Origin of the sequence: Sphaerisporangium rufum, from assembly GCF_016863395.1 — a bacterium.
Taxonomy (GTDB): domain Bacteria; phylum Actinomycetota; class Actinomycetes; order Streptosporangiales; family Streptosporangiaceae; genus Sphaerisporangium; species Sphaerisporangium rufum.
In genome coordinates this window covers 1-12,804 of the sequence record NZ_BOOU01000014.1, presented here as the reverse complement: position 1 = coordinate 12,804, position 12,804 = coordinate 1, and the positions used below count along the sequence as shown (strand labels likewise).

The 12,804-nt window shown below is 71.7% G+C and carries 13 protein-coding genes and 2 pseudogenes; 10 read left to right on the top strand and 5 right to left on the bottom strand.

Annotation, left to right across the window (positions count from 1 at the left end; translation table 11 throughout):
* Nucleotides 1-10: 10 nt before the first annotated feature.
* Together Sru01_RS05655 and Sru01_RS05650 are read left to right on the top strand one after the other, a co-directional pair.
* Entirely contained in the window at nucleotides 11-694 is a 684-nt protein-coding gene (locus Sru01_RS05655; protein ID WP_203982791.1) for a response regulator, read from the top strand.
* Nucleotides 695-802: 108 nt separating this feature from the next.
* Nucleotides 803-1,450, top strand: a complete 648-nt coding sequence (locus tag Sru01_RS05650; RefSeq protein ID WP_239136978.1) for an HAD family hydrolase — start codon at nucleotides 803-805, stop codon at nucleotides 1,448-1,450.
* Here Sru01_RS05650 and Sru01_RS05645 read toward each other — a convergent pair.
* On the bottom strand, nucleotides 1,431-2,705 hold the full coding sequence (locus Sru01_RS05645; protein ID WP_239136976.1) for an NsdA family TPR-like regulatory protein: 1,275 nt from the start codon (nucleotides 2,703-2,705) through the stop codon (nucleotides 1,431-1,433). The genes Sru01_RS05650 and Sru01_RS05645 overlap by 20 nt on opposite strands.
* Nucleotides 2,706-3,036: 331 nt before the next feature.
* On the opposite strand from Sru01_RS05645, the gene Sru01_RS05640 reads away from it, so the two are divergent.
* The 5 genes from Sru01_RS05640 (at nucleotide 3,037) to Sru01_RS05620 (ending at nucleotide 7,368) form a co-directional block, all read left to right on the top strand.
* A complete protein-coding gene (locus Sru01_RS05640) occupies nucleotides 3,037-3,624 on the top strand; it encodes an ATP-binding protein (RefSeq protein WP_203982789.1) in 588 nt (195 codons plus the stop codon).
* 236 nt (nucleotides 3,625-3,860) lie between these two features.
* Nucleotides 3,861-4,592 carry an ABC transporter ATP-binding protein gene (locus tag Sru01_RS05635; RefSeq protein ID WP_203982788.1) on the top strand — a complete coding sequence of 244 codons (732 nt, stop codon included), beginning with the start codon at nucleotides 3,861-3,863 and terminating at the stop codon, nucleotides 4,590-4,592.
* Nucleotides 4,586-5,392, top strand: coding sequence for an ABC transporter permease (locus tag Sru01_RS05630; protein WP_203982787.1), 807 nt, complete (start codon nucleotides 4,586-4,588; stop codon nucleotides 5,390-5,392). The genes Sru01_RS05635 and Sru01_RS05630 overlap by 7 nt, the downstream gene beginning before the upstream one ends.
* Before the next feature lie 121 nt (nucleotides 5,393-5,513).
* The gene (locus tag Sru01_RS05625; RefSeq protein WP_203982786.1) at nucleotides 5,514-6,275 is read left to right on the top strand and encodes an ABC transporter; all 762 of its coding nucleotides are present in this window, start codon (nucleotides 5,514-5,516) and stop codon (nucleotides 6,273-6,275) included.
* Nucleotides 6,276-6,333: 58 nt separating this feature from the next.
* Nucleotides 6,334-7,368, top strand: coding sequence for an alpha/beta hydrolase (locus tag Sru01_RS05620; RefSeq protein ID WP_203982785.1), 1,035 nt, complete (start codon nucleotides 6,334-6,336; stop codon nucleotides 7,366-7,368).
* Nucleotides 7,369-7,423: 55 nt separating this feature from the next.
* On the opposite strand, the gene Sru01_RS05615 is transcribed toward Sru01_RS05620, so the two are convergent.
* Nucleotides 7,424-7,798 (bottom strand): hypothetical protein, encoded by a 375-nt coding sequence (locus Sru01_RS05615; protein WP_203982784.1) that lies wholly within the window; start codon nucleotides 7,796-7,798, stop codon nucleotides 7,424-7,426.
* A gap of 353 nt (nucleotides 7,799-8,151) precedes the next feature.
* Here Sru01_RS05615 and Sru01_RS05610 point away from each other — a divergent pair, with 353 nt between their 5' ends.
* Nucleotides 8,152-9,084 carry a YncE family protein gene (locus Sru01_RS05610; protein ID WP_203982783.1) on the top strand — a complete coding sequence of 311 codons (933 nt, stop codon included), beginning with the start codon at nucleotides 8,152-8,154 and terminating at the stop codon, nucleotides 9,082-9,084.
* Between the two features lie 206 nt (nucleotides 9,085-9,290).
* Here the strand turns inward: Sru01_RS05610 and Sru01_RS05605 are convergent, their stop codons facing one another.
* The 3 genes and pseudogenes from Sru01_RS05605 to Sru01_RS36695 form a co-directional block, all read right to left on the bottom strand.
* Nucleotides 9,291-9,971 (bottom strand): response regulator transcription factor, encoded by a 681-nt coding sequence (locus Sru01_RS05605; protein ID WP_203982782.1) that lies wholly within the window; start codon nucleotides 9,969-9,971, stop codon nucleotides 9,291-9,293.
* Between the two features lie 34 nt (nucleotides 9,972-10,005).
* Nucleotides 10,006-10,656, bottom strand: coding sequence for a sensor histidine kinase (locus tag Sru01_RS36525; RefSeq protein WP_373869493.1), 651 nt, complete (start codon nucleotides 10,654-10,656; stop codon nucleotides 10,006-10,008).
* Nucleotides 10,657-10,716: 60 nt separating this feature from the next.
* Nucleotides 10,717-11,367: pseudogene (locus Sru01_RS36695) on the bottom strand (hypothetical protein); the annotation flags it as partial.
* 294 nt (nucleotides 11,368-11,661) lie between these two features.
* Between Sru01_RS36695 and Sru01_RS05595 the strand changes: the two are divergent.
* The gene (locus Sru01_RS05595; RefSeq protein ID WP_203982781.1) at nucleotides 11,662-12,387 is read left to right on the top strand and encodes an ABC transporter ATP-binding protein; all 726 of its coding nucleotides are present in this window, start codon (nucleotides 11,662-11,664) and stop codon (nucleotides 12,385-12,387) included.
* A pseudogene (locus Sru01_RS05590) lies at nucleotides 12,384-12,804 on the top strand (hypothetical protein); the annotation flags it as partial. The gene Sru01_RS05595 and the pseudogene Sru01_RS05590, both read left to right, overlap by 4 nt.

Below are 12,804 nucleotides of genomic sequence, written 5' to 3'. Positions count from 1 at the left end.
GAGGTGCCTGATGACCGACCTGGAGCGGATCTCCGTCTTCCTCGCCGATGACGACGCGGGGTGGCGCGGCGCGTACCGCAGGCTGTTCGAACGCACCCCGGGCTTCCGGTTCGCCGGGGAGGCGGCCGACGGCGCGACGGCCGCCCGGCTGGTGGCGGCGCTGCGGCCGGCGGTCGCGCTGTTGGACGTGCAGATGCCCGGGACCGGCGGGCTGGCCGCCGCCCGGCGCATCCTGGCCGAGACCGGCACCCGGGTCGTGATGCTCACCACGTTCGACCTGGACGAGTACGTGCACGAGGCGCTCACCCTGGGGGCGTCCGGCTTCCTGCTGAAGAACGCGTCCCCGGCGGAGGTGCTGCACGCGGTCCGAGCGGTGCACGCGGGGAACGCGATGCTCGCCCCGGAGGTTACCGTGCGACTGCTGGACCGGTTCCGCCCGCGCCGCCCGGACGAGCGGCACGCGTTCACCCGGCGGGTGCTGTCGCCTCGCGAGCTGGAGGTCATCCGGCTGGTCGCCCGCGGCCGGTCGAACCAGGAGATCGCCGACGAGCTGCGGCTGAGCCTGGAGACCGTGCGCACCTACCTGCGCCGGATCTTCGCCAAGCTGGACGTCCGGGACCGCACCCACCTGGCCGTCCTCGCCTACCAGGCCGGCCTCCTGCACGAGCCGCGCCGGACGTCCACTTCCGGGTGACGCGCCCGCCCGCCGAAGGCATAGGAAAGAGAAGCCGCCTCGGCGGAAGGTTCCCGCCTGTTCCCGCACTTGCGGCGATCGCCGTAAGCTATCGCCATGATTCGAGCCGTGGTGTTTGACGTCGGTGAATGCCTGGTAGACGAGAGCCGCGAATACGGGACATGGGCGGACTGGCTCGGCGTACCACGTCACACCTTTTCCGCAGTTTTCGGCGCCGTCATCGCACAGGGCTTGGACTATCGTGAGACGTTTCAGGTCTTCCGGCCGGGGTTCGACCTGACGGAGGAACGGGTGAGACGCATCGAGGCGGGCCAAGGTGAATGGTTCGGAGAATCAGACCTCTACCCGGACGTGAGGCCTGCGCTCAGCGAGCTTCGCGCTGCTGGATTCTGGGTCGGCATAGCCGGAAATCAGACTGCAAGGGCAGGCGAAATACTGCGGGAAATGAAGCTGCCATCGGACATGGTCGCCACATCGGACGACTGGGGGGTCGCGAAACCTGATCCCAAGTTCTTCAGGCGCTTGACGGACGTCGCTCCATGCCGGCACGACGAGATTCTGTACGTTGGCGACCGATTGGACAACGATATACGCCCGGCCGCCTCCGTAGGCCTCTACACGGCCTTGATCCGACGAGGCCCGTGGGGTCTGATTCAGCAGAGCGACCCGGAAGCCGAAAAAATCGCGACCATGCGGATAGATTCACTGAGAGAGCTTCCTGATCGGATCAGCATTCTCAATGCTGCAATGCACTAAGAGTTGTTCTCCACTCGTACAGGCGATCGTCAAGTTGCTGCACGAACTTCTCATGGGCCCACGGCTGTAGGGCGCGACGGACGTCTCTGATGCGATCCATTCCCACCGCATACCAGGTCAGCGCCAACTGATCGAGCGCCTCTTCGAGGCGTTCGCATGCGTCTCTGGGCTTGCTCTCGGCAGCGTCAACGGCCGCGAGATCACCTAGGACGACTGTACGTTGCTTGCTGTCGGTGGCGGACAGCTCACGCAGTACGTGCAACAAGGTCTCCCTTGCCTGCGGCAGATGACCTGCCTTCAGTTGGACGTTGCCTTTGAAGGCCGAAAGCCGTGTGGGAGAGAACCAGTTGAACCAGTCAGGCGAATGAGCGGCGGCTGGAGACTGCAGCGTCACCTCCGCACGGGCGATGACGGCCAGCGCTTCCCTGGTATGGCCACAGCGCGTTTCACATTCGGCCTCGACCGCATCGAGCCAGGCGAGGAACTCGTTCGAAACCATGGCACGCCGAGCGTAAGTCCGTGCGGCCCTCATGCGCTCAGCCGACTCCTCGCGTTTCCCATTCCAGCCGGGCACGAAAGCAGCATGCGCCAATATGGCCGACCCGAGCAGTGGATCGTTGGCCTCACCTGCGGCTTGGAGAGCGCGAACGAATGTCGCATCGGCTTCTTGCGGTTGTCGCATATCAAAGAACTCGATACGGCCAACCAGCATGAGCGCTTCTGCCAGTGACGCGGCAAGTTGGCGACGCGCCAGACCTGTCGTCTCCGCGAGGAGTTGCGTTCCGAGCCGACCATGCTCAAGGACCGCCGAATGAAGCTGGGCGGACTGAACCGTCCAATAGAGGCGACGATAAGCCGTGGTTATGGCCGCGAAATCGACGCTGATCGTGTCCGGCTGCACGGAATCGTTTCCCTTGGGCAGGGGAAAGGCTGAATTCGCATTGTGGTTGCCGGCGCGCGCGGACGGGTGCGGACCGCGGGTCGGCGTGGCAGCAGCGGTCTCCCACGGCGGCGTGAATCCCAACTGATCTATGGGTGATTGCAGTACGTGCGTTAGAAGACGCTGGTGGTCGGCGTGGGGCCACGGTGGGCGCTCCGACTCCCAGCGACGCACTTGGCGAACGCTGATGGCCATGTGTCCAAGTCCGAGCCCGGGGGCCGCACGGTTCAAGGCGTCGGCGAGAGCCTGCTGGGATGCATAACCGGCATATTGGCGCGCCGCTTTGAGCTGGGCGTTACCAACCGAACGAGGCAAGATCTCTCCTCCTGCTAGCGATGGACACTCAGCGCCAGAGTACCTCGCAGATGGGCGGAAGAGGCCTCAAGCTGCACAGGAGCGACTCTGTGTGGCCCTCGAAGGTCCTCTAGAAGTCCTTTCAACGGCCTTGAATAGGACGTCACACGTCGTCACTCTAGAGTGCACCGTTTGATACGGACCGTACATGCGGTGGAACCAGCGGGACCCGCAGGCGAGGTCAGCGCCATACGGGTCCCTTGACCGCACAGTGGAGGTGCGATCTGTGGCAGAGCCTAGGACTAGCCCGCCGGAGAGGGAAAATAGGACGAGAGGGAACTTACTCGGCGTTGTGGACTTCGCCGGCCATCCCGAAGCAGCCGGCAAGGCGCGACAGTACGTGCGGGACAAGCTGGGACCGGATCACCCGGCTCTGGATGATCTGACACTGCTGGTTTCGGAAGTCGTCACGAATGCCCTGGTGCACTCGGTATCTCGTCAAGGGGGCCGGGTGACCCTCGCGCTGGCGGACTGCTGGGAGAGTGTGCACGTCGATGTCGTTGATGACGGCGGCGAGACGGTTCCCCATGTTCAGGGTGATGTCTTCAGCGAGAGCGGGCGCGGCCTGCTACTGGTGGAAACGATCGCTGACCGGTGGGGCGTGTATCAAGACGAGGCCGGACGTACGGTCTGGTTCGAAGTCGCGTACCGCCGTACCCGCAAGGGGTCGCGCGCGCCGTGTCCGCCGCAGCGTACGTCCGATGAGCCACCAAGGCCGCAAGACAGCGCGATGCGCGCGGCGGCCGAGCGGGCTGCCCGGACGGTGTCCGACGGTCTCCGCCGGGATCAGGGGCGTGAGCCGGCGGGACGGTGGCGACTCGTCCCCGACGGGTTGAAGCAGGCCGCCGAAAGACTCGGCGTGGATCCCTGGCAGGACTAGGGATACGTCGTGAGGCGGGGCGGCGGTGCGGTGCAACGTCTCCGGAACAGGCCGGATGGCGGACTTCCCCACACGTGCCGCCGCCCTCGCCGAGCGGTGGGTGGAGCGACCAGCGTGCGCCGGCCTGCCAGACAGGGCTGCTGCACCAGCCGCGCCGGACGTCCACTTCCGGGTGACGCGCCCGGCCGCCACCTCGCTCGATGCTGGGTCTCCCGAGACGAGACACGAGGTGAGGGATGATCGAGGTGACTGGGCTCACCAAGCGGTACGGCCGCAAGACCGCGGTGGACGACGTCGGTTTCACCGTCCGGCCCGGACTGGTGACCGGCTTCCTGGGGCCGAACGGCGCGGGGAAGTCCACCACGCTGCGCGTGCTGCTCGGCCTGGACCGCCCGGACGGCGGCACCGCGCTGATCGACGGACGGCGCTACCGCGACCTTCGCCACCCGCTGCGCACGGTGGGGGCGCTGCTGGACGGGGCCGGGCCGGTGCCCGAGCGCCGCGGCGTCGACCATCTCACCTGGATGGCGCGGAGCAACCGGATACCGCGCCGCCGGGTGCGCGAGGTGCTGGAACTGGTCGGCTTGGCCGACGCGGCCGGCGGGCGGGTGAAGGGCTACTCGCTCGGCATGCGGCAGCGGCTCGGGCTGGCCGCGGCGCTGCTCGGCGATCCGGAGATCCTGGTGCTGGACGAGCCGGTGAACGGGCTGGACCCGGACGGCATCCGCCGGGTGCGGCAGCTGCTGCGCGACCACGCCGCCGCCGGCCGTACCGTGCTGCTGTCCAGCCACCTGATGGCGGAGATGGCCGGCACCGCCGACCACGCGATCGTGATCACCGGTGGCCGGATCGTCGCGGACGCCCCACTGGACGACATCAGCGCCGGGCATCCGTCGCTGGAGGCGGCGTTCTTCGCGCTCACCGGGGACCCGGCGGCCACGGACCAGGAGGGCGAGGGACGATGGTGAGGGACACGCTCGCCGCGGCCCGCGCCGAGCTGACGAAGATCGTCACGCTGCGCGCGGTGTGGTTCGGCACCGGCGCGATCGTCGCCCTGCACGTGCTCGTGCTGGCCCAGAACGTGGCCGCCGACACCGCGGCGGTGCACGCGATCACCCCGGACGGCATGATCGAGCGGTTCCCAGGTGACGTGCGGCCGGCTCGCGAGGCGCTGGTGGAGTACCTGGCGGCCGCGTCGTTCCAGATGGACCTGTTCCTGCCGCTGGTCGCCGCGGTCGCCGCCGGCCAGGAGTTCCGCGCCGGGCAGCTCGGCACCTCGCTGCTCGCGGTGCCACGGTGCGGGCGGCTGGTCTGCGCCAAGACGCTCGCCACCGGCGGGTTCCTACTGGCGCTCGCGGTTGCCGTCGCGGCGATCAGCACGGCTTTCATGTACGTGACCGTCAAGGACTGGGACCCCGGCCTGCCGGTAAGCGCGGCCGCCTTGGCCGCGCAGGGCCGGTTCGTCGCCCACGCGGTGCTCTCCGGGCTCACCACCTACGCCATCACCATGATCACCCGAAGCACGCTCGCCGGGATCCTGGTGACGGTGGGCCTGGCCGCGCTGACCATGACCCAGGTGCTGGCCTCGATCGCCCCGGCACTGGACGCGCTGGTCCCGCTCAGCGCGGGCCGGAACCTGATCCTGAGCCCCGGCGACGGGATCACGCTGTCCGCCGGCCCGGGGCATGCCATGGCGGTGCTGATCACTTGGGCGACGGTGACCACCACCGTGGCCGCGCTCGCCCTGACCCGGCGGGACGCCCGATGACCACCACTGCGACCGCGCCCACCCTGATCCGGCGGAATGCGATGACCACCACCACGGCCGCGCTCCCCCGCGCCTCGCGGGTCGCGGCGACCGCTGCCACCCTTGTCCCGCGAGGCGCGCGATGAAGGCCGCTCCACTCGGCCGGCCGCCGGCGGACATCCGGCCGGCCGACCTGGTCGGTGCCGAGGTCACCAAGATGGTCACCCTGCCCGCGACGTGGGCGGCACTGGCCGTCGCCCTGGCGGCCGGCCTGCTGCTCGGCCTGGCGGCCGGCACCGACGCCGTCCGGGTCGCCACCGCCGGCGGGCCGACCCCGATCGCCCGGCTGGGCATCGTGCTGCTCGCCCCCGGCTACGCCTTCGCGGCGGTGCCGGTGCTGGCGGCGGGCGGCGAGTACCGGGGCGGGCAGCTGCGGGCGAGCCTGCTGGCGGTGCCGGACCGCCACCGGTTCTTCCTGGCCAAGCTGCTGGCGAGCCTGGCGGTACCGGCCGTCGCGGCGCTCCCCGTCGTGCTGCCGGGCCACGCCGTCCAATACGCGCTCGGCGACGCGCCCCTGGGGCAGGCGCTGGCCGGGACGGCGGCCGACGCGGCGGTCCACCTGCTGCTCGGCCTGGCGGGATTCGGGTTCGCCCTGCTGACCAGGACGGCCGTCACCCCGCTCGCCGTACTGGTGGCGCTGCCAGTGCTGGTGTCCCCGCTGCTCGGCGGCCTGGCTCCCGGCGTGGTGCGCCTGCTGCCGCACGAGGCGGCCCTGAGCTTCCTCGGCGCCTCCGGCAGCCCGGAGCTCGCCCTGCCCCGGCCGGTGGGACTGCTGGTGCTGCTGGCCTGGGCCCTGGCCGCCGTCCTCGGAGCCTGGGCGGCCACCGCCCGCCGGGACTGCTGAGACCGGGCCGGGTGAGCGGGCGGCGTGGTAGGAAAAACAGGGACGAAGGAGAGCGCCGATGCTGCCGTGGAAGAGCGACCTGGCCGGACGCCTGGACGAGCACGAGTTCGACAGCGGGCTGCTGCGCGGCAACCCGCTGGACGACCCGCACCGCCGCCCGCTGTGGGTGTACGTGCCGCCCGGCTACGACGACGATCCAGGCCGGCGCTACCCGTCGGTCTACGTCATCCAGGGGTACACCGGTCACCTGGCCATGTGGCGCAACCGCACGCCGTTCCGCGTGCCGTTCCCGGAGGCGGCCGACCAGGTCTTCGCCCGCGGCGAGGCGCCCCCGGTCATCGTCGTCTACGTGGACGCCTGGACGGCGTACGGCGGCAGCCAGTTCGTCGACTCCGCCGGCACCGGGCCGTACCACTCCTACCTGTGCGACGAGGTGGTCCCCTGGGTGGACGCCCGCTACCGGACGCTCGCGGATCGCGACCACCGGGCGATCAGCGGCAAGTCCAGCGGCGGCTTCGGCGCCATGATCACCCCGATGCTGCGCCCGGACCTGTTCGGCGCGCTGGCCACCCACGCGGGCGACACCCTCTACGAGTATTGCTACCTGCCGGACTTCGCCCGGGCCGTCCGGCACCTGCGCGACTTCGACGGCGACATCCACAAATGGTGGGCCGACTTCCGTTCGCGCACCTCCTTCACCCACCCCGCCGACGACACGTTGCTCGGCGTGCTCGGCTGCTCGGCCGCCTTCTCCGCCCGGCCGGACGGCACCCCGGAGCTGCCGTTCGACCCGCGCACCGGGGTGCTGCGCGAGGAGGTGTGGCGGCGCTGGCTGGACTGGGACCCGGTCCGGATGGTCCCCCGGTACGCCGAGGCCCTGCGCTCGCTGCGCGCCATCTGGATCGACGCCGGCACCCGGGACGAATACCAGCTCGACCTCGGCGCCCAGGCGTTCCGCGACGCGCTGCTCGCGCACGGCGTCACCGAGGACGTGATCCGCTTCGAGCTGTTCGACGCCGGCCACGGCGCCATCGAATACCGCTACCCGCAGGCCCTCACCTGGCTCGCCCACCACCTCCACCCCACGTCCTGAACGGCGGGAGGAGAAGCGGAGAACGTGGACACCGGAACATGGCGGACCTCCCGGGTCAGAGTTCCCCCATGTTCCACAGCAATTGAACGGCGGAGGACGCCGACGACACGATGACTGCGAAACCCCAGTACGGTCGCCGCGACACCGATGAGAAACGAACGACCACGAGGTTCGCCGCCGCCATTATCGCGGCGTAGACGGTCAGCGCGGCGAACCCGAGGACCAGCGCCCCCAGATAGCCGTCTCTGAACGGTATTCCCCAAGACCCGATCCCCAGGTTCGCCAGTACGTCACGCGCCACGTAATAAAAATAGAAGAACGCGAACTGCCCGAGGAACCCCAGCGCCGAGTTCAGGACGAAGGCCAGCGGATAACAGAGGTGCGGCGGTAACCGGCGGGCGTCCGCCCGTCCTGCTGGTCGCCGGAGCATGAAAGCCCTCCAAAGGCCGTGGACGCCGGACATCGCGCGGCCCATTCTCACATATCCGGCCGTCCACCACCCCACGTTTCAGCGTCTCGACATTCCTGTCCCGACACGCTCATGGGGCGATCGTCCGCGCGAACCGGAGCCGATCCATCCAGTCGCCCTCGCCGAGCGCAGACGTTATTCATCACGGCGAATTTCGCCCTGCTTCTTTCACTCCTGTCCCGGCTCTCGGCTTGGACGTCCGTACCCGGTTCCGGCCGGACCGGCTCGCAGGAGCTGCGAACTTCAGCAGGATCTCCGGCATCTCATGATCTATGGGATCCAGAACGACTCTCGCGGCGCTTCTCCTGGGCGCCGTGCCGCTGATCGGTCCACCGTCGATGACCGCCCCGGCGCCGACCGCTGAACCGCCGGTGACCGCCGGCACCTCGGCGACCGCCGGTTCGGCGGTCACCCATGCCACCGCGACCCACGTCACCGCGAGAAAGATCGCGTATGCGAAGCGCGCGCGGCGCTGGCAGCTGGTGCTGGACGACGGAGAGGTGCGGGACGTGCCGGAGGCGCTGGTCAAGGCACCTGCCGACGCGGCCAACGCCGGTGATCCGGTCCCTTTCCAGCTCAGCGGCGATGGGCGGCACTTCTTCTATTACCGGAGATCGGACGGCCGGTTCGTCGAGCGCACCCTCGACAGCGCGGAACGGGTGGTGGACTCGTCCCTTACGGTGGGCGGCCTGAACGAGCAGTGGACGACCGTGTCCGCCGACGGCGCATACGTGGTCATCGAGACGTCAGGGCCGGGCATCTGGATGGTGGATCTGCGGACGGGCAAGGAGCTGCGACCCACCGACGAAGCGGACGGCTACCTCGTGGGCTTCAGCCCGGACCAGCAGCGGCTGCTGCTCGCCTCGTACGCGAGGGACCAGGTGACGGTGTACGACCGAAGGTTGCGTACCTGGACACGACTGAAGACGCGCGTGACGCCGCACGCGCTGGCCGGCGACTACGTGACGGCGGTGGTACTGGTGTACCGGAAGGGCCGATACCGCGAGCTCCAACTTCTCGACCTGCGGACCGGCCGGACGACCGCCCCGGTGACCGTGCGATTGCCGCACGGCCGATACGTCAAGGACGTCGACTTCGACGGCGCGGGGCACCTGATCGTCCGATCGGACACTCCGGCGGAGATCACCTATTACCAGGTATCGGCGGTCACCGGTGAGGCGAAGAGGCTTCGGACGATCGGCAGGCCGAGGAAGGACCGGGTACTGCCCGGAGACAACGGCCGATGACGGCCGTGAAGTCTCCCCCGGGCCTGCCCCCGCGAGCCGGAAGAAGCACAATGCCCGACCGGTCGCCACCGACCCGAGGCGTCCTCGGCAGGCCCCCGGTCCGGGACGGCCGAAATCCGGCCGGCGGCGCGATGCTGCTCGATCGGGCCGCTTGAGGGCTGTTCGGACCCGTGATCAAGGCGGGCGCCGACCGCTGAGCCAGGCGGTCAGCGGGTGGGGGCGGCGTCGTGGACGAGGAGGGCTATCTGGACCCGGTTGTTCAGGCCCAGCCTGGTCAGCAGCTGGGAGACGTGCGCCTTCACGGTGGGGACGGTCATGCCCAGCTCGGCGGCGATCTCCGCGTTCGAGCCGCCGCGGCCGACCGCCGTGGCGACCTGGCGCTGCCGGTCGGTGAGCCGGTCCAGCCGGGCGCGGGCGTGCGCGCGGCGCCGGGCGGCCTCCGGGTCGGCGACGTGCTCGATCAGCCGCCGGGTGACCGCCGGCGACAGCATCGGCTCGCCGGCCGCCACCGCGCGGATCGCCCGGACGATCTCGCGCGGCGGGGTGTCCTTGAGGAGGAACCCGCTCGCGCCGGCCCGCAGAGCGCGCAGCACGTAATCGTCGGCGTTGAAGGTCGTCAAAACGATCACCTGCGGCGGGCTCGCCCGCGAGCGCAGCCGCTCGGTGGCGGCCAGGCCGTCCACCTTGCGCATCCGGATGTCCATGAGGACGACGTCCGGCCAGTGCCGGTCCACCAGGGCGTCGGCCTCGGCGCCGTCCGCGCCCTCGGCGACCACCTGGATGTCCGGCTGCCCGGCCAGCAGCATGGAAAGGCCCGCCCGGACCAGCGGGTCGTCGTCCACGATGGCCAGCCGGATCGGCCGCGCCCCGCCGTCTCCGGCCGTCATCGGCGCGCCCCCGCCCGGCCGGGCGGGCGGTGGCTCAGGCGGGCCACGGCAGCCGCGCCTCCAGGCGGAACCCGGCGGGGCCGGCGCCGTGGTCCAGCCGGCCGCCGGCCAGCGCGACCCGCTCGCCGAGCCCGACCAGGCCGAGGCCCGCACCGGGCGGTCCGTGGCGCGGGTCGCGCGGCGGCAGCGGGTTGGTCACCAGCACGCGCAGCCCGTCGCCGGGAGCGCCGCTGAGCAGCACCCGGACGGCCATGCCTGGGGCGTGCTTGCGGGCGTTGGTCAGCGCCTCCTGCACGATCCGGTACGCGGTCCGCTCCACGGCGGGCGCCGGGCCGGCCGCCGCGCCCGCCCCGCATTCGTAGTGGACCTCGGCGCCGGCCCCCCGGGCGGCCTGGACCAGCTCCGGGACGTCGGCCAGGCCGGGTTGCGGCGGCTCGGGAGGGCCCGCCGCCTCCGAGGTGCCCGCGCGCAGCACCCCGATGACGGCGCGCAGCTCCTCCAGGGCCTGGTGCGCGTTCGCCCGGATGACCCCCGCCGCGGTCGCCACCTCCGCGGGGCGGGCGTCCGCGCGCATCTCCAGCGCGCCCGCGTGCAGGCTGACCAGGGACAGCCGGTGCGCCAGCACGTCGTGCATCTCCCGGGCGATCCGGGTGCGCTCGGTCAGCCGCGCCTGGTCGACGCGCATCTGTTGCTCGGTCTCCAGGCGCGCGGCGCGCTCGCGCAGCGAGGCGACCAGCCGGCGCTGCGCGCGGGCGAACATCCCCCAGCCCACCGCGGCGGCCAGGAACGCCCCCCGCAGCGTGAAGTCCACCCAGATCGGGAACGCCGGGTCGTCCTGCAGCAGGAAGTAGACGCCGATGGTGGCGACGTTCGCGGCGGCGACGGCCAGGGCGACCCGGGCCCGGTGGTGCACCGCGACGGCGAACGTCGCGACGGTCAGCGCGGCGGTGGCCATCCCCGAGACCGCGCCGGCGGCCGTCAGCGCCACGGCCACCCCCAGCGGCCACCGGTTCCGCCACCACAGGCCCAGGCAGCACAGCGTGCCGACCGCCGCGTCGGCCTGCCACGACCCGGTGGCCGGCCCGGCCGCGCCGGCGTTCCCGGTCCGCAGCAACAACGCCCCGAAGGCCAGGGCGAGGACCACACAGCTCACGTCCACCCACCGGCTCCACCCGCCCCGCCGCGCCCCGGTCGCAGCGCCCGGGACCGGTCCGGCGCCCGGATCCAGGGGCGAGCCGGCGCCCGGCACCGCGGCGGCGACCGGGCCCTGGGGCGCGCCGGCTCCCGGGACCAGAGGCGCCCCCTGGCCCGGGACCGAGGGCACACCGGAACCCAGGGGCGAGGCGGAGCCGAAGCCTGGGATCGAGACCGCGCCCGAGTCCGGAATCGGGCCCATGCCGGAACCCGAGGGCGGGGTCGAGTCCGGCACCAGGGTCGCCTCGGAGTCCGGGACCGAGGAAGCACCAGGTGGGCCGGCGGCGGGAACGGCCGGCGCGCGCGGGACGGCGAGGGGCGCCTGCGGGGACATGGCCTCAGGGTACGGCGCGCCCCCGGCGGCGGGCAGTACCGAAGGTCGCGCCGGCCACCGACCAAAGTAGGGGGTGGCCGGCCCGCGGTCCGCGCCCTTGGGCCCGGCGGGCGCGTCGGCGGGCCGATGACCGGCGAGCGGTCCGGGCCGCAGCCTGAGGACATGATCGAACTCAACCACCTCACCAAGCGCTACGGCGGCCGGGCCGCCGTGGACGGCGTGTCGTTCCGCTGCGAGCCCGGCACCATCACCGGGTTCCTCGGACCGAACGGCGCCGGGAAGTCCACCGCGATGCGGATGATCTGCGGGCTGGCGGTGCCCACGTCCGGCACCGCCCTGGTCTGCGGCCGGCCGTACCGGTCGCTGGGCATGCCCGGCCGCCGGGTCGGGGTCCTGCTGGACGCCGCCGCCCAGCACCCGGGACGGACCGGCCGCGAGGTGCTCGCCCTGTCTGCCCGGGTGCTCGGGGTCACGCGGAGCCGGGTGGAGGAGCTGCTCGGCGTCGTCGGGCTGGCCGGGCCGGCCGCCGGCCGGCGGGTCCGCGGGTACTCGCTCGGCATGCGGCAGCGGCTCGGCATCGCGCACGCGCTGCTCGGCGACCCGGAGGTCCTGATCCTGGACGAGCCGGCCAACGGCCTGGACCCGATGGGCATCCGGTGGATGCGGGTGCTGCTGCGCGGGCACGCCGACCGGGGCGGCACGGTGCTGCTGTCCTCGCACCTGCTGGCCGAAGTCGAGCGGACCGCGGACCGGCTGGTGATGATCGCCGGTGGGCGGATCGTGGCCCAGGGCGGCCGGGACGAGCTGGTCGCGGCCGGCGGTGACCTGGAGGAGGAGTTCCTGCGGCTGACCGGGCAGGGCCGCCGGGACGAGGAGGCCGCCCGATGAGCGCGATCACGGCCGGCTGGTCCACGGACCTGGCCGGCGGCGGCCGCCGGCCGTCGATCAGGCTGCTGACCCTGGTGGAGCTGCGCAAGGCGGCCGACACCCGGGCCGGCCGCTGGCTGCTGGTCGCCGTCCTGGCCCTCGCGCTCGCCGCGGCCGGTGCCGCGGTGCTCTCCGGGGCGGGCGGTGCGCGCACGTTCGGGTCGGTCACCGGCACCGCGCAGCTGCCGGTCTCCATCCTGCTGCCGGTGCTCGGCGTGCTGTCGGTGACCGGCGAGTGGTCCCAGCGGACGGCGCTGACCACGTTCTGCCTGGTACCGGCGCGGGGGCGGGTGGTCACCGCGAAGATCCTCGCCGCGAGCCTGCTGGCCGTCGCGGCGACGGCGGCCGGGGTGGCGGCCGGTGCCGCGATGTTCGCCA